17 protein-coding genes are annotated in these 18,191 nt (G+C 70.6%); 4 read left to right on the forward strand and 13 right to left on the reverse strand.

Translation table 11 applies throughout. The features are described 5' to 3' along the window. Nucleotides 1-6: 6 nt before the first annotated feature. The gene (grxC, locus tag ACFQUV_RS12220) at nucleotides 7-264 is read right to left on the reverse strand and encodes a glutaredoxin 3 (RefSeq protein ID WP_111387622.1); all 258 of its coding nucleotides are present in this window, start codon (nucleotides 262-264) and stop codon (nucleotides 7-9) included. A 389-nt stretch (nucleotides 265-653) separates the two neighbouring features. Beyond that, nucleotides 654-1,451 (reverse strand): ComF family protein, encoded by a 798-nt coding sequence (locus tag ACFQUV_RS12225; protein WP_129609652.1) that lies wholly within the window; start codon nucleotides 1,449-1,451, stop codon nucleotides 654-656. 407 nt (nucleotides 1,452-1,858) lie between these two features. Here ACFQUV_RS12225 and ACFQUV_RS12230 point away from each other — a divergent pair, with 407 nt between their 5' ends. Continuing rightward, entirely contained in the window at nucleotides 1,859-2,767 is a 909-nt protein-coding gene (locus tag ACFQUV_RS12230; RefSeq protein ID WP_129609653.1) for a methyltransferase domain-containing protein, read from the forward strand. A gap of 8 nt (nucleotides 2,768-2,775) precedes the next feature. Here the strand turns inward: ACFQUV_RS12230 and ACFQUV_RS12235 are convergent, their stop codons facing one another. From ACFQUV_RS12235 to ACFQUV_RS12245, 3 genes are all read right to left on the reverse strand, one after another. Further along, complete coding sequence (locus tag ACFQUV_RS12235) at nucleotides 2,776-3,177, reverse strand: (deoxy)nucleoside triphosphate pyrophosphohydrolase (RefSeq protein ID WP_280176760.1); 402 nt, start codon at nucleotides 3,175-3,177, stop codon at nucleotides 2,776-2,778. A 214-nt stretch (nucleotides 3,178-3,391) separates the two neighbouring features. Continuing rightward, nucleotides 3,392-4,630 (reverse strand): bifunctional glutamate N-acetyltransferase/amino-acid acetyltransferase ArgJ, encoded by a 1,239-nt coding sequence (gene argJ, locus ACFQUV_RS12240; protein WP_129609655.1) that lies wholly within the window; start codon nucleotides 4,628-4,630, stop codon nucleotides 3,392-3,394. A 300-nt stretch (nucleotides 4,631-4,930) separates the two neighbouring features. Further along, nucleotides 4,931-5,893 carry a peptidylprolyl isomerase gene (locus ACFQUV_RS12245; protein WP_111386261.1) on the reverse strand — a complete coding sequence of 321 codons (963 nt, stop codon included), beginning with the start codon at nucleotides 5,891-5,893 and terminating at the stop codon, nucleotides 4,931-4,933. Between the two features lie 435 nt (nucleotides 5,894-6,328). On the opposite strand from ACFQUV_RS12245, the gene secA reads away from it, so the two are divergent. The 3 genes from secA (at nucleotide 6,329) to ACFQUV_RS12260 (ending at nucleotide 11,088) form a co-directional block, all read left to right on the forward strand. Next, nucleotides 6,329-9,118 (forward strand): preprotein translocase subunit SecA, encoded by a 2,790-nt coding sequence (gene secA / locus ACFQUV_RS12250; protein ID WP_129609656.1) that lies wholly within the window; start codon nucleotides 6,329-6,331, stop codon nucleotides 9,116-9,118. Between the two features lie 383 nt (nucleotides 9,119-9,501). Further along, complete coding sequence (locus ACFQUV_RS12255; protein WP_165363989.1) at nucleotides 9,502-10,590, forward strand: DUF2336 domain-containing protein; 1,089 nt, start codon at nucleotides 9,502-9,504, stop codon at nucleotides 10,588-10,590. A 168-nt stretch (nucleotides 10,591-10,758) separates the two neighbouring features. Further along, the gene (locus ACFQUV_RS12260; RefSeq protein WP_165363991.1) at nucleotides 10,759-11,088 is read left to right on the forward strand and encodes a PilZ domain-containing protein; all 330 of its coding nucleotides are present in this window, start codon (nucleotides 10,759-10,761) and stop codon (nucleotides 11,086-11,088) included. 73 nt (nucleotides 11,089-11,161) lie between these two features. Here ACFQUV_RS12260 and ACFQUV_RS12265 read toward each other — a convergent pair whose 3' ends face one another. The 8 genes from ACFQUV_RS12265 to ACFQUV_RS12300 all read right to left on the reverse strand — a co-directional run bounded on the left by ACFQUV_RS12265 (nucleotide 11,162) and on the right by ACFQUV_RS12300 (nucleotide 18,092). Next, nucleotides 11,162-12,625, reverse strand: a complete 1,464-nt coding sequence (locus ACFQUV_RS12265) for a murein L,D-transpeptidase family protein (protein WP_244601621.1) — start codon at nucleotides 12,623-12,625, stop codon at nucleotides 11,162-11,164. Nucleotides 12,626-13,015: 390 nt separating this feature from the next. Beyond that, entirely contained in the window at nucleotides 13,016-13,972 is a 957-nt protein-coding gene (locus ACFQUV_RS12270; RefSeq protein ID WP_111386251.1) for an acetyl-CoA carboxylase carboxyltransferase subunit alpha, read from the reverse strand. Nucleotides 13,973-14,081: 109 nt separating this feature from the next. Then, nucleotides 14,082-14,402, reverse strand: coding sequence for a DUF86 domain-containing protein (locus ACFQUV_RS12275; protein WP_129609660.1), 321 nt, complete (start codon nucleotides 14,400-14,402; stop codon nucleotides 14,082-14,084). Between the two features lie 30 nt (nucleotides 14,403-14,432). Next, nucleotides 14,433-14,729, reverse strand: a complete 297-nt coding sequence (locus ACFQUV_RS12280; RefSeq protein WP_129609661.1) for a nucleotidyltransferase family protein — start codon at nucleotides 14,727-14,729, stop codon at nucleotides 14,433-14,435. Nucleotides 14,730-14,793: 64 nt separating this feature from the next. Further along, on the reverse strand, nucleotides 14,794-15,825 hold the full coding sequence (locus tag ACFQUV_RS12285; protein ID WP_129609662.1) for a site-specific tyrosine recombinase XerD: 1,032 nt from the start codon (nucleotides 15,823-15,825) through the stop codon (nucleotides 14,794-14,796). A gap of 5 nt (nucleotides 15,826-15,830) precedes the next feature. Beyond that, nucleotides 15,831-15,983 carry a histidine kinase gene (locus tag ACFQUV_RS12290; protein ID WP_129609663.1) on the reverse strand — a complete coding sequence of 51 codons (153 nt, stop codon included), beginning with the start codon at nucleotides 15,981-15,983 and terminating at the stop codon, nucleotides 15,831-15,833. 49 nt (nucleotides 15,984-16,032) lie between these two features. After that, nucleotides 16,033-17,334, reverse strand: coding sequence for a HAMP domain-containing sensor histidine kinase (locus ACFQUV_RS12295; protein ID WP_207211509.1), 1,302 nt, complete (start codon nucleotides 17,332-17,334; stop codon nucleotides 16,033-16,035). A 68-nt stretch (nucleotides 17,335-17,402) separates the two neighbouring features. Then, nucleotides 17,403-18,092 (reverse strand): response regulator, encoded by a 690-nt coding sequence (locus ACFQUV_RS12300; protein ID WP_111388568.1) that lies wholly within the window; start codon nucleotides 18,090-18,092, stop codon nucleotides 17,403-17,405. Nucleotides 18,093-18,191: the final 99 nt, after the last annotated feature.

Raw genomic sequence — 18,191 nt, forward strand, 5'->3', positions numbered from 1 at the left:
CCTCCGTCACGCCCGCAGCAACGGGTCGAGCCTGCCCGCCTCGTCGAGGGCGTAGAGATCGTCGCAGCCGCCGACATGGTTCGGACCGATGAAGATCTGCGGCACCGTGGTCCGCCCGTTGGCGCGTGCCTCCATCTCGGCCCGCTTCTCCGGGTGACCGGCGACGCCGATCTCCGTGAACGCGACACCCTTGCGGCGAAGCAGCTGCTTGGCCGACGCACAATAGGGACAGAAGGGCGTCGTATAGATTTCCACTTCAGCCATCGTTCGTCGCGTCTCTCGCCTCGCGTCGCGTTTCGGTCGCCGTATCTCGTCAGCCTTGTCTCGTCAGACGTGTCTCGTCAGCCTTATCTCATCGGCCGTGTCTCGTCCGTCGAGATTTCGGCTGCCCGGCCATGCGCCGACCCGGAACAACCACCCGGTCTCCACGGCTCGTCCCGTGCGCCACTCCCGAGCTGCTGCCGGAGCGCCGATCATCCGGACTCATCCCGGCGACCCGATCAGCGTGCCCTTCGTCAGCCTGCTCGTCGTCAGCCTGCCCGTCGGAGGTCGTCGGTCGATCATCTCGGCCGCCGGGCTTGCGTCGCACACAGAACGCAATGGACCAATATAAGGGAGAGTGCGGCGCATCAACAATCCGTGTCTCCCGGAAGTCATACCTTCGTTGCATCGAGGACACAGGCGAACACGATCACGTCCACCCGGGCCGCACCGGCCCGCGACAGCGCGCGGGCACAGGCTTCGGCGGTCGCCCCGGTGGTCATCACGTCGTCCACCAGGACGACGCGCCGCCCCCGCACGGCCGCCGCGCCGTGTTCCGTGAGCCGAAACGCCGACTGAACATTGCCGGCCCGCTCGGCCCGCGTCATGCCGACCTGCTGGGGCGTCGCCCGCACGCGCTTGAGGGCGTCGACGAGCACCGGCATGCCACGCAAATCCGCCATCACGGTGGCGAGCAGCGCCGCCTGATTGAAGCGGCGCGCCCACAGCCTGCGCCAATGCAGCGGAACCGGCACCAGCGCGTCCGCGTCGGCGAGCAGGTCGCGGCCCGCCTCGCTCATCCAGCGCCCCATCATCGGGGCCAGCTCCAGCCGGTCGGCGTACTTCAAGGCATGGACGAGCGCGCGAGACACATCGTCGTAACGCACAGCGGCACGCGCCCGATCCCACGCGGGGGGATGCGCAATCGCCGCAGCCGAAACCCGAGTCGCCTCGGCGTCATGCGGAAAGGGTGTTCCGAGCCGGTCACAATAAGGACGCGCTATGAATGACAAGCGCGACCAGCAGGCGGCACACAGGGCATCGGCATCGGTCAGCGGCTCGCCACAGACCGGGCAGAGCGGCGGCAGCACCGCGTCGAGGGCGAAGCGGAGCGCCGATCGCAGGCCCGAGCGAGTCACGCCGCAGCGGGCCGTGCCGATCCGATTCGTGACGGAAGCGTGCGTCGCCATATGAACCCTCGTTCATGGACGCCGGCCGTTCCGCGGCGCGGAGCGCACCGGCACGCACCGAAAGTCCCGCACGTCGACCCGTGCGGCCGCGATCCTCACGCGCGGTTCTGGCGCGCGGTTCTTCGGGCCGCTCACCGGGCCCGCTCCACCGCCCACCTCGCATCTCGCCCTGTTACAGTTCGCAATTCTCAGTTCGGCACGGCCGGCAACAGCCGGCGCATCCCGCCTGCATCGTTCCAGCCCCGGGGGTGCCCCGTGTGCCGGAAGACGCCGGAAGACCCTTGGCTTGCCCCGATTTACATGCAAGCACCGGGCCAGAACCGGCAGGCCGCACCTCCGCGGCACGCAGACGTTGTCACAAGGCGGCGAGACTCACCGTCGTGGCTCATGATACAGCAGGATGGTTAATGAATGCTTCACGCCTCTTCGATCGTCCCCTGATCTTGCGCCGGCGGCGCCGCGCCGCCCGGATGGGCGCGCCCACCTTTCTGACCGAGCGGGTCGCCGACGACATGGCCGACCGTCTCGCCGCGACGCTGCGGACCTTCGCGTGCGCGGTCGATCTCGGCACGCCCGACGACGCGGTGCGTCGCGCGCTCGCCGGGCACCCGCGGGTCGGCCGGCTGGTCGCGGTCGATGCGCTCGCCAGCGCCGCCGCGGCGCGTGGCCCGACCGTGGTGGCCGACGCGGAGATGCTGCCCTTCGCCGACGGCGCCCTCGATCTCGTCGTCTCGGCGCTGGCGCTCCAAGTCGTCGACGACCTGCCCGGCACCTTCGCCCAGATCCGCCGCGCCCTGAAGCCGGACGGGCTGTTCCTCGCCGCCCTCGTGGGCGGCGCGAGCCTGACCGAGCTGCGGCAGAGCTTCGCGCTCGCCGAGACGGAATGCGAAGGCGGACTGTCGCCGCGCGTCGCTCCGTTCGCCGACGTCCGCGACATCGGGGCGCTACTCCAGCGCGCCGGCTTCGCGCTGCCGGTCACCGATGTCGATCGCTTTACGGTGCGCTACGATTCACCGATCGGCCTGATGCACGAGTTGCGCCGCCTCGGCGCCACCAACCCGCTCGCCGAGCGGCGTCGCACGCCGCTGCGCCGCGCCACGCTGATGCGGGCGGTCGAGATTTACGGCGAGCGCTTCTCCGATCCGGACGGTCGGGTGCGCGCCACCGTGGAGATCATCTGGCTGTCGGGCTGGGCGCCGCACGAGAGCCAGCAGAAGCCGCTGCGGCCCGGCAGCGCCACCGCGCGGCTCGCCGATGCGCTCGGCACCCGCGAGATCCCGGCCGGCGAGAAGGCCGACCCGGGACGAACGCAGTGACAGGAGCCTTATAGCAAAAGCCCGGTCAGATGCGGGATCAGCGGGATGTCGGCCTCGGGCATCGGATAGTCGCGCAGCTTGTTGGGCCGCACCCAGGCGAGTGCGGCATGCTCGCGCGCCGCGACGATCCCGTCCCAGCGCCGGCACACGAACAGCGGCATCAGCAGGTGGAAGTCCGCGTAGGCATGGCTCGCGAAGGTGAGCGGGGCGAGGCAGGGCTCCTTGACGGCGATGCCGAGCTCCTCGTGCAGCTCGCGGATCAGCGTCTCCTCGGGGCGCTCGCCGGCCTCGACCTTGCCGCCGGGAAACTCCCACAGGCCGGCCATCGCCTTGCCGGCGGGGCGCTGCGCCAGCAGCACGCGGCCGTCGGCATCGATCAGCGCGCAGGCGACGACGAGGACGAGCTTCACGGGAGGCTCCGCGGATTCGATCCAGACCAAGACGCGCGTGTCCCGCCCGCGGTGCCGCGCGAGCGCGCCGCGCCCGGGACACGTATCGGCGAACCGTGGCTGGAGCGGAGTCCGATCCAACTGGATCTGACTTCGCTCCAGAAGTTCTTGCATGGTCGCATTTTCGACGGCGAACCAGCGTCCACGTCGCCGGAAAATGCTCCGAGACCGACGATCACGACCGATAGTCGCCGTTGATCTCGACATACGCCTTGGTGAGATCGCAGGTCAGCACCCGGTCGCGGCCCTTGCCGAGACCGAGATCGACCTTCAGCTCGATCTCCGGCTTCTGCATCACGGCGGAGACCTTGGCCTCGTCGTAGCCGGGATCGCGGGCGCCCTTGTGGGCGACCCGGATGCCGCCGAACCAGATCGACAGCTTGTCGCGATCGGCCTTCTCGCCGGCCTTGCCGACGGCCATCACGACGCGGCCCCAGTTGGCATCCTCGCCCGCGATGGCGGTCTTCACCAGCGGCGAGTTGGCGATCGACATGGCGATTTTTCGCGCGGCCTTCTTGGAGGCGGCGCCCTCGACGACGATCTCGACCAGCTTGCGCGCCCCCTCGCCGTCGCGCGCCACCTGCTCGGCGAGATTGCCCAGCACCAGGTTGAACGCCTTGCGGAACGGCTCCAGCCGCGGGTCGCTCGCCCGGGCGATGCGGGGGACGCCGCGGGCCGCCGCCGCGCCGGTCGCGAAGGCGAGCAGCGTGTCGGAGGTCGAGGTGTCGCCGTCGATCGTCACCGCGTTGAAGGTGTCCTCGACGCCCTTGGTCAGCAGGCTTTGCAGCACGGCGGGCGCCAGCGGCGCGTCGGTGAACACGAAGGACAGCATGGTCGCCATGTCGGGAGCGATCATGCCGGCGCCCTTGGCGATGCCGCAGATGGTCACCGTCTTGCCGTCGATGCGGGCGATCGCCGCCGCCCCCTTCGGGAAGGTGTCGGTCGTCATGATGGCGCGGGCCGCCTCCTCCCAGCAGCCCGGGGCGGCGCCCTGCACGAGGCCGTCCATGACGCCGCCGAACCGCTCCGCCGGCAGCGGCTCGCCGATCACGCCGGTGGAGGCGAGGAACACCTCGGCCGGCTTGCAGCCCGCCGCCTTGGCGGTGATGTCGGCGGTCAGCTTGGTGGCGGCGACGCCCGACCGGCCCGTGAAGGCGTTGGCGTTGCCGGAGTTGACGACCAGCGCGCGCGCCTTGCCGCCCTTCAGCTTGCCGCGGCACCAGTCGACCGGCGCCGACGGGCATTTCGAGCGGGTGAACACGCCGGCCACCGCGGTGCCCGGGTCGAGCAGCACCGCCAGCACGTCGGTGCGCCCCGCATAACGGATGCCGGCCGCCGCGGTGGCGAGCCGCACCCCGTCGACGGCGGGCATGTCGGGAAAGCGCTCGGGCGCGAGCGGAGAGACGGCGGCCATCGGCACGAGCCCCCTGATGAACGGCGCGAGCCCCTCCCGCGCCTTCGACGAACGTCGCAGCGTCGATTAGGAGCGCCGGCAGGCCCGGTCAAGCGGGAGGGGTGGACAAGGCACGACACCGGGACTCCCTCGCCCCGCGCGGCGGGGAGAGGGTGGCGAGGACCGACGGTCCGAGACGGGTGAGGGGCCACGGCGTCTCGGCTCGAACCGAAACGCCCCCTCACCCGACGTCCGCACGCAGGCGTGCGACCGTCGACCTCTCCCCGCCAGCGGGGAGAGGTGAACCGCGGCGAAGCGTCGTTACTTCTTCTCCGGCGCCGGGGCCTTGGTGTCGGCCGGCTTGTCGGCCGCCGGCTTGGCGTCCGCCGGCTTGTCGAGGCGCTCGATCTTGGCCTCCTGGCGCAGCTTGTTGAGCAGCTCGATCTGCGCCTTGCGGGTCACGAAGGTCTCGATCTGGTCCTTCACCTGGTCGAAGGGCGGCGCCTCGCGCTTGCGCTTGTCTTCGACCTTGATGATGTGCCAGCCGAACGAGGTCTTCACCGGATCGGAGACCTGGCCCTTGTCGAGCTTGAAGGCGGCTTCCGAGAACTCCGGCACCATCTGGTCCTTGGTGAACCAGCCGAGATCGCCGCCGTCGGCCTTGCCGGGCGGGTCCTCGGTGAGATCCTTGGCGAGCTTGGCGAAGTCCTCGCCCTTCTTGATCCGGGCGAGGGTGTCCTTGGCCTTCGCCTCGGCGGCCGCGGCGGCCTTCTGATCGCTGGCGTCGGCGACCCGGAACAGGATGTGCCGGGCATGCACCTCCTGCTCGTCGCCCATCTGCTTCACGGCCTCCTGATAGACGTGCTGCATCGCCTCGGAGGTCGCCCCGGCCTTGCCGGAGTCGCGCAGCAGCGTCTCCATCAGGGCCTTGCTGCGCACATAGGCGAGGCGCTTCTTGAAGTCGTCGGAGTCCTGGACCTTCTGGGCCTCGGCCGCCTTGGCCAGCAAGGTCATGTCGGTGAGATAGTTGATCAGCCAGTCGCGCTTGGCGTCGGCGGTGCCGGCCGGCACGTTCTGGCCGACGTCCTCCTCGGCGAGAGCGAGGTCGCTCTGGCGGATCTCGACGCCGTTGATCTTCGCCACCACCGGATCGGCGGCGGGCGCCGGCGCCTGCGCCACGGCACCGCCGGCGGCGAGCACGACGGCGAGCACCAACGCCGCTCCGACCCCGGCGCGACGGCGCGCCGGGCAGCCCGGACGCACGAATGAAGCTTGCGTAATCATCGAGAATCCTTGGAAAAGCGGGCCTCTCTGCCCGAACCGGACGGCGCGGCAAGGTCGCTCAAGGCGGGGCGCTTGGCAACTCTCGTCTGCTATCGGCAAACGACGGCATGATTGCGGCATGGTTGCACAGGGGCGGTGCGTCACCCGCGCTTCGGAGCGGCGCGGACAGCGGCCTCGTCGCGCCCGCACGGCGCATCCGGATGCCGGGCCGGCCGCCGGGCCGCCGATTGACAAGCCCCGGACCCCCTCCTATCTCTCCACCGCTCGCCGGCGAGTGCCGTCTTGGGCGTGCGGCGTCGTGCCTGCACCCCTTTTCCCGACATTGCCGTGACGGTGGGCTGTGCCGGGACCACGGCCGGTTCCCCGGCCCATCCGGACCGGCCGAACCCGCCTCGGGGCCGGCACGCGCCCGAGACCACAGAAAGGACCTCCGGGATGTTCGGCGCTGTCGTCCGCAAGCTGTTCGGAAACGCCAACGATCGACGCATTCGCGCATACCGCCCCCGGGTCGACCAGATCAACGCCCTCGAGCCCGAGATCGCCGCCCTGTCGGACGAGGCGCTGCGCGCCCGCACCGAGGCGTTCCGCCAGGAGCTGGCCGCCGGCAAGACCCTCGACGACATCCTGGTGCCCGCCTTCGCCACCGTGCGCGAGGCCGCCAAGCGCACCCTCGGCCAGCGTCACTTCGACGTCCAGCTGATGGGCGGCATGGTGCTGCACGAGGGCTCCATCGCCGAGATGAAGACCGGCGAAGGCAAGACCCTGGTCGCCACCCTGCCGGTGTATCTCAACGCCCTCTCGGGCCACGGCGTCCATGTCGTCACCGTCAACGACTACCTGGCCAAGCGCGACAGCGAGTGGATGGGCCAGATCTACAGGTTCCTCGGCCTCACGGTCGGCGTCATCGTGCACGGGCTCGACGACGAGGAGCGCAAGCTGGCCTACGGCTGCGACGTCACTTACGGCACCAACAACGAGCTGGGCTTCGACTACCTCCGCGACAACATGAAGTACCGCGTCGAGGACATGGTCCAGCGCGGCCATGCCTACGCCATCGTCGACGAGGTGGACTCCATCCTGATCGACGAGGCGCGCACGCCGCTGATCATCTCGGGCCCGCTCGACGACCGCTCCGAGTTCTACAACACCATCGACGCCTTCATTCCGCGCCTCGACAGCACCGACGTCGATCTCGACGAGAAGCAGCGCACCGTCACCATGACCGAGGCCGGCATGGAGAAGATGGAGCGCATGCTGCGCGAGGCCGGGCAGCTCAAGACCGACTCGCTCTACGACGTCGAGAACGTCTCGGTGGTGCATCACGTCAACCAGGCGCTGCGCGCCCACAAGCTGTTCCAGCGCGACAAGGACTATATCGTCCGCAACGGCGAGGTGGTCATCATCGACGAGTTCACCGGCCGCATGATGCCGGGCCGGCGCTACTCGGACGGTCTCCACCAGGCGCTCGAGGCCAAGGAGCGCCAGCCGATCCAGCCCGAGAACCAGACGCTCGCCTCGATCACCTTCCAGAACTACTTCCGCATGTATACGAAGCTGGCCGGCATGACCGGCACGGCGCAGACCGAGGCGGACGAGTTCCTGGACATCTACAATCTCGAGGTCGTCGAGGTGCCGACCAACCTGCCGATGGTCCGCATCGACGACGACGACGAGGTGTACCGGACGGCGGCCGAGAAGTACCGCGCCATCATCACCCTGATCGAGGACTGCAAGACCCGCGGCCAGCCGGTGCTGGTCGGCACCACCTCGATCGAGAAGTCCGAGCAGCTCGCCGACATGCTGCGCGAGAAGGGGTGGGAGTCGCACGACTTCTCCGACCCCAACGCCTTCGCGGCGCTCTATTCCGGCGACGAGGGCGCCACCAACGCCAAGGTCTTCGCCATCCTCAACGCCCGCTATCACGAGCAGGAAGCCTATATCGTGTCGCAGGCCGGCGTGCCCGGCGCCGTCACCATCGCGACCAACATGGCGGGCCGCGGCACCGACATCCAGCTCGGCGGCAATGCCGACATGCGCATCCGCCAGGAGCTCGCCGACGTCACCGACGAGGCCGAGCGGCACCGCCGCATCGAGGAGATCAAGGCGCAGATCGCCCGCCTGAAGGAGAAGGCGCTCGCCGCCGGCGGCCTGTTCGTGCTCGGCACCGAGCGCCACGAGTCGCGCCGCATCGACAACCAGCTCCGCGGTCGCTCCGGCCGCCAGGGCGACCCCGGCCACTCCAAGTTCTTCCTGTCCCTCGAAGACGACCTGATGCGCATCTTCGGGTCCGACAAGCTCGACGGCATGTTGCAGAAGCTCGGCCTGCGCGAGGACGAGGCGATCGTCCATCCGTGGATCAACAAGGCGCTGGAGAAGGCCCAGCAGAAGGTCGAGGCGCGCAACTTCGACATCCGCAAGAACCTGCTGAAGTTCGACAACGTCATGAACGATCAGCGCAAGGTGATCTTCGAGCAGCGGATCGACTGGATGCGCGACGAGGTGACGAACGAGATCGTCACCGACATGCGCCACACCGTGGTCGACGATCTCGTCGCCAAGCACGTCCCCGAGAGCGCCTATCCGGAGCAGTGGGACACGCCCGGCCTCAAGGAGGAGCTGTCGCGCGTGCTCGGCCTCGATCTGCCGATCGAGGAATGGGCCAAGGAGGAGGGCATCGCCGACGAGGAGCTGCTCGCCCGCGTCACCCGCAAGGCCGACGAGCACATGGCCGCCAAGGCGGCCCAGTGGGGCCCCGACGTGATGCGCTACGTCGAGAAGTCGATCCTGCTCCAGTCGCTCGACCATCTGTGGCGCGAGCACCTGGTGATGCTCGACCACCTGCGCAACGTCGTCGGCCTGCGCGGCTATGCCCAGCGCGATCCGCTCAACGAGTACAAGGCGGAAGCCTTCGCGTTGTTCGAGGCGATGAGCCAGAGCCTGCGCGAAGCGGTTACCGCCCAGCTTATGCGGGTCGAGATCGTCCAGCAGCAGCCCGAGGAGGCGGCGCTGCCGCCCATGGAGGCCACCAAGCTCGATCCGCTGACCGGCGAGAACGAGTTCGCGACGGCCGATGTCGGCCTGCTGCTCGGCAACCGCCAGGACACCGCCGAGGCGGCGGAGCGCGATCCCAAGAACCCCGCCACCTGGGGCAAGGTCGGCCGCAACGAGGCGTGCCCCTGCGGCTCCGGCAAGAAGTACAAGCACTGCCATGGCCGCTACGCCTGACCGACGGCGCGGCGCGGCACGGTTGAGCCGGCCCGGCATGGCGCCGGACGGATCGCGGAGCGCCGCGACGCTGTGACGCCACGACCGTCGACCTAGTCCGAACAGGCGATTTAACGCCCCGTTGAGGGTTCCCCGTTAGGGTCACGGCGATGCCGGACGTGGGTGCGAGCCGGCATCCGTCCGCGTTTGCGCCAAGCCCAGGTCACTCGCCCGGGATCGGCGGACCCGGATGTGCCCCCGGCTGCGCCGCCCCGTCACGGGTCGCCGATGTCCGCCTTCGCCCTGCCGCGCGGCCTGCCGCCGCACGTTGGTCGCCGCAGCTCCGGCCCGGCCGCCGGCGCGCCTGCACAAGGCGCCGCGGCGGCGGCACCACGGCCGGCGTCATGACCCCGTCGCACGCGCTGATCCAGGACCTCTCCGGTGCGCTGAACCGCACCACCGCGGACGCGCGTGGCAACATGCTGCGGCGGCTGACCGATCTGTTCCTGACCCGCGCCGAGGCCCTCGCCGACGATCACATCGCCCTGTTCGACCTGGTGATGGCGCGCCTGGTCGGAACGGTGGAGCGCCACGCCCTCATCCGGCTCGGCCTCCAGCTCGCTGCTCATCCGGGGGCGCCGCTTCAGACCATCGCGCTGCTCGGCCACAGCGACGACATCGCGGTCGCCGGCCCCGTCCTGGAGCGATCGCCGCGGCTCGGCGACGACGTCCTGATCGCCATCGCCGGCAGCAAGAGCCAGGGCCATCTGGCCGCCATCGCGGTCAGGCCGCGGCTCTCCGAGGGGGTCACCGACGTGGTGGTCGAGCATGCCGACCTCGCGGTCACCCGGAAGGTGACGGCCAATGCGGGCGCCCTGTTCTCGGCGATCGGGCTCGGCCTCGTGGTCGGCCGCGCCCATGGCGACGAGGAGCTGGCGGTCCTGGTGGCGAGCCGCTCCGACGTCCCCGACGAGGTGCTCGCCGGCCTGCTGCGCAGCGCCACCGAGGCGGTGCGCCGCCGCGTCGCCCGCTGCGACGCACCGGGCGTGCGCACCCGCTACACCCAAGCCATGTCGGCGCTCTCCCGGCAGCGCGCCACCCCACCCGCGAGCGCGCCGGCGGCCGCTCCCGCCGTGCCCGGCCCGTCGGCCGCCTCGCCGGACCGGCTGCGGCTGCTGTGCGAGAAGGCGCGGCTCGGCCGCCGGGGTGACGTGATCGACGAGCTCGCGGTCATCACCGAGGTGCCGGTCGGCACCGTCCGCGCGCTGGTCCGGCAGGGCTCCGCCCAGAGCCTGATGATGCTGTGCAAGGCGGCCGGGCTCGCCTGGCCGGACGCCAAGGGGGTGCTGGCCGCCACTGTCGGCACCGCGGGCGACCAGCGCCAGACCTTCGACCTCTACGCCGACCTCACGCCCGAGGCGGCGCAGCGCGCCGTCCGCTTCATCCGGCTGCGCAAGCCGCCGGCGCCGTCCGGCTTCCGCCGCCTGCTGTAAGAGATCCACTGCTCCCGCGGTGGCAGGATGGTAAAGCCTCGTTCAGCCTTTCGCCCCATGATCGGCATGCCCCGTGCGTCCGGCCCGGGGTGCCGTGCGGCCGCCCCGCGCGGTCGCGACGATGCCCTCACCTGCCGCCTGCCGGGCAGGTTCGTCCGGATCGCAGCCATGTCGGAGATCGTTCCGCCTGCGGCCCCGGGCCGGCGCGACCAGCGCCGAGCGCCGCGCCATCTCGTCTTCGCCACCGCCAAGATCGTCGACCCGTGGTCGCCCGGCGAGCCGTCGGCCGGCGCCGAGTGCGCCATTCTCAACCTGTCGACCAGCGGCGCCTGTCTCCTGGTGGAGAACGCCGGCACGGTGCCGGAGCGGTTCACGCTGCGGGCCGACTCGGGGCGCCTGGAGGCGCGCTGCACCGTGGTGTGGCGCAACCGCCATCATGTCGGGGTGACGTTCGAGACGCCGGTCTCGCTGCCGCTGGACGGCTGGCCGGTCGCCTGACCGCCGCGATACGCGGGCCGCCCCGAGGGGCGCCCGAAGGAGGCGCCGGCGAGGAGGCTGCCGGACGCGGCCCCTACATTCCGCCCCAGCGACCCTCGAAGCTGGACGACGAGCGCACCGGCTGAGCGCCCGGCACGAGCGTGCCGCCAGCGAACGCGGTCGCGGTGGCCGGAGTCTTGTCCGGCTTGGGCGCCGCGGCGGCCGTCTGCGCGGCCTTCGGCTGCGCGCCCGTGGCCGAAGCGGCCGACGAGGGCGCCGGCGTGGTGCCGGGCCGGATGGCCCCGAGCGCCACCGGGCGCGACGACGACGAGGCCAGCATGGTCTGCGACGCGGCCGGCTTCGGGGCGGCGGGCCGGCTCGCCGGCTTGGCCGCGGATGCCGGCTTGGCGGCGGGCTTGGTGGAAGGCTTGGCGGACGGCGGGGGCGGCACGTCGTCGGCCTTGCCGCCGAGACCGAGCCACTTGCCGACCCGGCCGAAGCCGGATTCGGACGACTTCGCCGGCTCGCTGCCGGAGCCGCCGAAGAGCGTGCCGAACGGCGCGGAGCCGTCCGCCGAGGCGACCCGCGTGCTGCCGAGGACGCCGGCCGTGGTGTCCGGATCGGCGGCGGCGACCGCGGTCGGTGTCGCGGTCGGCAGATAAACGAGGGTGGGCTTGCCGCCCGGGCTCGACGGCGGCAGCGTCGCCACCCGGCGGCCGTTGGCGACGAAGCTGTCCTGAGTGTTGAGCTTGGCCAGGAAAGTCGGATGCATGCCGCCGTCGCTGCCGGTCGTCACCGCGGCGGTGCGGACGCCCTGCGACACATGGGCGGCGAACTGGCGCTCGTCGTGGTCCTGCTTGTCGCGGACCGCCGAGGCGATCTCGGCCGGCACCTGATAGGACGGACAGCGGCCGACCGGGTTGAAGCTCCCCGCCACCGGGGTGGCATTGAAGACGTAGCGCTTCTCGCAGACGTCGACCTTGGGCTCCTGGCGGGTGGCCTCGAAGTGGTCGTTGCCTTCCTTGATCATCCGCCAGAACGCCATGTGCGGGCTGTTGCGGTGGCGGGCCATGTTGAGGGCCGTCATCCGGAACGGATAGGCTTGCACCTGGAAGGATTTCTGGCCACCCAGGAAGGCTTCGCGGCCGAGCGAGTAGATCTCGGTGATCTGCTCGTCCGTCATCGCGTAGCAGCCGGCCGACGAACAGTCCCCGTGCACCATCAGGAACTGGCCGGTGCGGTCGTGCGCCTTGTCGAAGGCATTGGGGAAGCCGAGATTGAACGCGAGATAGTAGCTCGAGTTCGGATTCATCTGGCCGGGCGTGATGGAGTAGAAGCCCTCCGGCGCCTGCCGGTCGCCCTGCTTGATCTTGGGGCCGAGCTCGCCCGACCAGCGGCAGATCGGGTAGGTCTTGAGCAGCGCGTACTGGCCGGACTTGTCCTGCTTCCAGACCTCGAGCTCCGCCTCCTCCTTGAAGACGCGCACCAGGATCGGCGAATCGACCGGCATGCCCTTCTTGTCGAGCAGCGCCTGCATCTCGCGCGAGAGGGGCTGCATGGCCTTGCTCGGGATCTGGGAGATCCCGTCCGTCTGGCAACCGGCGAGCGCGATCGCAGCCGCGACCGCCGCCGACGCCATGAGCGTGCGGACCTTAGCCGTGTGGCGATTCAAACGGCACTCCCCCTCATCGTCCCCGTACTTGCAAGACCTCGGTAGCGTTAAGATGTGGTCTAAGCAAGGCGACGGGGCGCCGGGTTCCCGTCCACGCCACCTTCATGGTGAATCGAAGGTTGCCGCGGGACACCGGCAGGCTGGGCCGGAAGGGTTGACGACAGGTTAACCGAACAGCCCGGCGCGGTATTTTGGTGTGAACGCACCCGGCCCGGATCGATGCCCACGCGCGGCCCGCATCGCGCCGCCGCGCCCGGTTCGCCGCGGCTGTCCGGCTCAGGCCAGATTGCGGCCGATCGCCAGGAACTTGTCGCGGCGCTGCTGGCGGATCGCCTCGGGGCCGAGATCGCGCAGGCTGTCGAAGGCGGCCGCGATGGCGTCGCCGGTGGCGTTGATGGCGGCCGCCCAGTCGCGGTGGGCGCCGCCCACCGGCTCGCGGATGATGGCGTCGATCACCCCGAACTTGAGCAGGTCGTCGGCGGTGATCTTCATGCCGGTCGCGGCATCCTGGGCCTTGCCCGAGTCGCGCCACAAGATCGAGGCGGCCCCCTCCGGCGAGATCACGCTGTAGATGGCGTGCTCCAGCATCAGGACCTTGTTGGCGGTGGCGATGGCGATGGCCCCGCCGGAGCCGCCCTCGCCCAGCACCACCGCGACGTTGGGCACCTTGAGGTCCAGGCAGGCGGCGGTCGAGCGGGCGATCGCCTCGGCCTGGCCCCGCTCCTCGGCCCCGATGCCCGGATAGGCGCCGGCGGTGTCGACCAGCGTGATGACCGGCACCTCGAAGCGGTCGGCCAGCTCCATCAGGCGCACCGCCTTGCGGTAGCCCTCCGGCATCGCCATGCCGAAGTTGCGCTTGAGCCGGCTCTCGGTCGACGAGCCCTTCTCCTGGCCGATGACGCAGACGCTCTCGCCGCGGAAGCGGCCGAACCCGCCGACGATCGCCTCGTCCTCGCCGAACTTGCGGTCGCCGGCGAGCGGCGTGAAGTCGGCGATCAGCCCGGCCACATAGTCGAGGCAGTGCGGCCGCTGCGGATGGCGCGCCACCTGGGTCTTGTTCCAGGGCGTGAGGTTCGAATAGAGCGATTTGAGGGCCTCGGCCGCCTTGGCTTCGAGCCGGGCGACCTCCTCGCCGATCTCGACGGCGCCCGCCGGCTGCTCGAGGGCGTGCAGCTCCTCGATCTTGGCTTCGAGCTCGGCGACCGGCTTTTCGAAATCGAGATAGCTGCGCATTTTCGGGAAATCGGGACAAGGACCTGCCGCCCTAGGCGGCGGCGCGGCACAAGACGCCCAAGAGAGCGGGTAAGTCAAGTGCGGGTGAACTGTCTGGGCGGAGCCGCCGTCAAGCCTGCCCGTCGTTCAAGCGAGCGAGCTCCTGGCGGACGACGGCCTCCAGCGGATCGAGCGAACCGTGGATAGTGGTCCAGATCATCTTCTCACGAACGTCGTTGTATTCATGACGATAGATGTTTCCCGCGCGAGCGATCTGGACCCACGGTATGTCCGGATGGCGTTGAAGCAGCTCGGACGGCAAGCGTCGTGACGCCTCCGAGATGATCTCGAGGCAGCGGATGACAGCATACAAGGTCTTCGTATCGACACTGAATTCTTCAAACGAGAGCCCCTTCACAAATTCTTTGGCAAGATCGATATTCGCCGCCATTTCAGAAAGCGCGAGAAGCGGAGACTTATATTAGAAGGCAAAAATGGACTCTTTGATAACACTATCGCGGATGAGCGGCTTGATGGTGTCTCGGTCGACCACATCAACCGGAGACGGAAATAGATCCTCGATGTAATTCTTCAGCCCGACATACTGGTAGACATCGATGGCGAGGTCCGGCGCCAAATCGATGACGATGTCGATATCGCTTCCGGGATGCTCCTCACCGCGGGCCAGAGAGCCGAACAGGGCAGCGTGCAGGACTCCCCGAGCGCGCAGAGCATCCTGGTTCCGTCGCAAGATATCGATCACGTCCTGCCGGTTCACAGGCCAATCCTACGGCTGCCCTCCAGCCGAGAATAACCCGGGTGGTTGTCCCGTTCCACCCGCCCTACCCCTCGTCGGCCAGGGGATGGAGGTCGCGCACCAGGCTCTTCAGCCGCTCCTCCAGAACGTGGGTGTAGATCTGGGTGGTGGCGATGTCGGCATGGCCGAGCAGCATCTGCACCGAGCGCAGGTCGGCGCCGTTCTGCAACAGATGGCTGGCGAAGGCGTGGCGCAGGACATGCGGGCTCACCTTGTCGGGCCGCAGGCCGGCCGAGACGGCGAGGTCCTTGAGCTCGCGGGCGGCGTGCTGGCGCGTCAGATGGCCGCTCTCGGAGAACGAGGGGAACAGCCACTTGGCCCCGGCGTGCCGGCCGGCCTCGGCCAGCGCCGCAAGCCACTCCTTCATGGCGGCGCGGGCGGCCTCGTTGAGGATGACCATGCGCTCCTTGGCGCCCTTGCCGCGCACCACCAGCATGCGCTCGTCGCGCCGCGCCGCGGCGGCCGGCAGGGCGACCAGCTCGGAGACGCGCAGGCCGGTGGCGTACAGGACCTCGACCAGGCAGACGAGGCGCAGCGCCCGCAGCCGCTCGCCCGCGGGCTGCTCGGCGCGAGCCGCCAGCGCCCGCGCCGTGTCGAGCAGCCGGTCGACCTCGGCCACCGACAGGATCTTGGGCAGCGCCCGGCCGCGGCGCGGTCCCTCGATGGTGGCGGCCGGATCGTCCTTCCGGTGGCCCTCGGCCTGGAGGAAGCGGCAGAGCTGGCGGATCGCCGAGAGCTTGCGCGCCACCGAGGTCGGCTCGAAGCCGCGCGCCGCGAGTCCAGCGAGATACGACCGAAAATCCTCGGTGCGGGCCGTCGTCACGGTGCGGCCGACGGCGGCGAGGCGAGCGACCACGTCGGCGAGATCACGCGCATAGGCGTCGGTGGTGTTGGGGCCGGCGCCGCGCTCGGCCGCGATCATGTCGAGGAACAGGGCGACATGGCGGTCGACCGGCGCGCGCGGCGCCTTCGGCCGGCCGCGCCTCGGACGGGCCGGGGCCGGCTTCGCGGGCGTGGCGGAGGGGCGCCGGCCGGGGGCCTTCGGGGGACGGCCCATGGCGGTCAGCGCGGCGGCTTGACGAAGCGGTCGGGCGGCACCGACACGCTGATCTCGCGCGGCTTCAGCTCGACCAACAGGGTGAGCGCCAGCATCCCGGCATAGACGAGGCCGGCGATCAGCGCGACGACCGCGAGAAAGCGGAACAGGCTGGGCATGACGGGATTCCGGGCGCCGCACATCGGGCGGGACGCATCCCGACTACGATCATGTTCGCCCGCCTCTGGCAAGCGTCGGGGCGTCGGCGCGGCTCGGCTCGGGACCGCCCCGCGCCAGCGGCAGGTCGACCCGGAAGCAGCTCGGCACCCCCGGCTGCGGCGCCACCACGGCGTCGCCTCCGTGCAGGCGGGCGATCTGCCGCACCAGCGCGAGACCGAGCCCGGCGCCGCGGCCGTCGCCGGCGAGGCGGAAGAACGGCGCGAACACCTGCTCGCGCTGGCCCGCCGGAATGCCGGGACCGCCATCGGCGACGGTCAGCACGGCCCGCCCCGCCTCGGCGCGCAGGCCGACCCGCACCGGGGGCGCGCCGTAGCGGGCGGCATTCTCCAGGAGATTGCGGATCATCCGCCGCAGCAAGCGGGGATCGCCGGTCAGCGTCACCGGCTCGCCGTCGAGCGTGCCGTCGAAGCGGGCGCACTCCTCGGCGGCCAGCGCCAGGAGATCGACCTCCTCGGCGGCCGGCGGGGCCGCGATGGAGTCGAGCCGGCTGGCCAGGAGGATCTCGTCGATCAGCCCGTCCAGCTCGGCGATGTCGCGGGCGAGATCGGCGGCATGGCGGTCGTCGTCGGGCCTGGCCCGCATCAGCTCGATGCCGAGGCGGATGCGGGCGAGCGGCGTGCGCAATTCGTGCGACGCATTGGCGAGCAGCAGCCGATGCGCCCCGACCAGCTCCTCGATGCGCCCGGCGGCGCGGTTGAAGCTCTCGGCCAGCCGCGCCACCTCGTCGCGGCCCTCGACCGGCACCCGTGCGGCCAGATGGCCGGCGCCCAGCGTCTCGACGCCGGCCTGGAGGGTTTCGAGCCGCCGGGTCAGGCCGCGCACCACCGGAAAGGCGGCGACCGCCACCACCACGGCCACGACGGCGAGCGCCGCCATCAGGGCGACCACCGGGCTGCGATGGCGGGGCGGCGGCCGGGCGACCAGCCAGCGATCATCCGGCAGGCGGAACACCCAGGCCGGACCGCCGGGCCCGTAGCGGACGCCGCTGTCGCGATCGGGATCGGGCGGCGGCAGCGGGTGGCCGATCATGGCGATCGACCGGCGGCCGGAATCGAACAGGGCGAGATCGAGCCGCAGCCGCCCGGCGAGCTGGCGCAGCGCCTCCGCCTGGACGGCGGGCGCCGCCTCGGCCGGCGGCAGTGCCACGGCGGCCAGCTCGCCGATCAGCTCGAACGCCTGCCCGACCGGCGGGCCGCCCGGCCCGAACCGCCAGGCGGCGCCGGCGATCAGCACCAAGAGCAGCAGGGCGCCGATCATGGTCAGGTAGATCTTCTGGTAGAGGCGGCGCATGCGGCGTCACCTGTCCGCGGGCCGACGCCGCGTGTCCCGGACGCGGCAGCGGATGATCGTCGCCATGCTCACTCCTGCGCCTTGGCGAAGACGTAGCCGGCGCCGCGCACCGTGATGACCCGTCGCGGCTGCTTCGGATCGTCCTCGATGGCGGCGCGGATGCGCGAGACATGCACGTCGATGGAGCGGTCGAACGCCTCCAGCGGCTCGTTCTTCACCAGATCCATGATGGCGTCGCGCGACATCACCCGGCCGGCATGGCGGGCGAGGACGACGAGCAGCGCGAACTGGTGGCTGGTCAGCGGCCGCGGCTCGCCGTCGAGCCGCACCTGGCGGGCGCCGAGATCGATCTCCAGCCGGCCGAAGCGCAGCACCTCGGCGGGCTCGCCGCCTCCCTTGGCCCGCCGCAGCACCGCCCGCAGCCGGGCCGACAGCTCGCGCGGCTCGAACGGCTTCGGCAGATAGTCGTCGGCGCCGATCTCCAGCCCGATCACCCGGTCCATGGCGTCGCCGCGCGCCGTCAGCATCACGATCGGGGTCTGGGCCGAGGCCCGGATAGTGCGGCAGACGTCGAGCCCGTCCATGTCGGGCAGCATCAGGTCGAGGATCAGCGCATCGAAGGATTCGCGCGCATGCAGTGCCAGGCCGGCGCGGCCGGTGGGCGCGACGACAACGTCGAAGCCCGCGGTGCCGAGATAGGTCTGCACCATCTCGGCGAGGCGGGCGTCGTCCTCGATCAGCAGGATGCGGTCGGTCACGACGGGCCTGGATAATCGGCGACCGGGAGACGGCGGCGGGCGGCCGCCGCCTTCGGGCGCCGGGATTGGTCCCGGAACTGTAGAGCGTCGCCGTCCGGG

The sequence above is a fragment of the Rhodoplanes sp. P11 genome (assembly GCF_964266735.1).
GTDB classification, from domain to species: Bacteria; Pseudomonadota; Alphaproteobacteria; order Rhizobiales; family Xanthobacteraceae; genus Rhodoplanes; species Rhodoplanes serenus.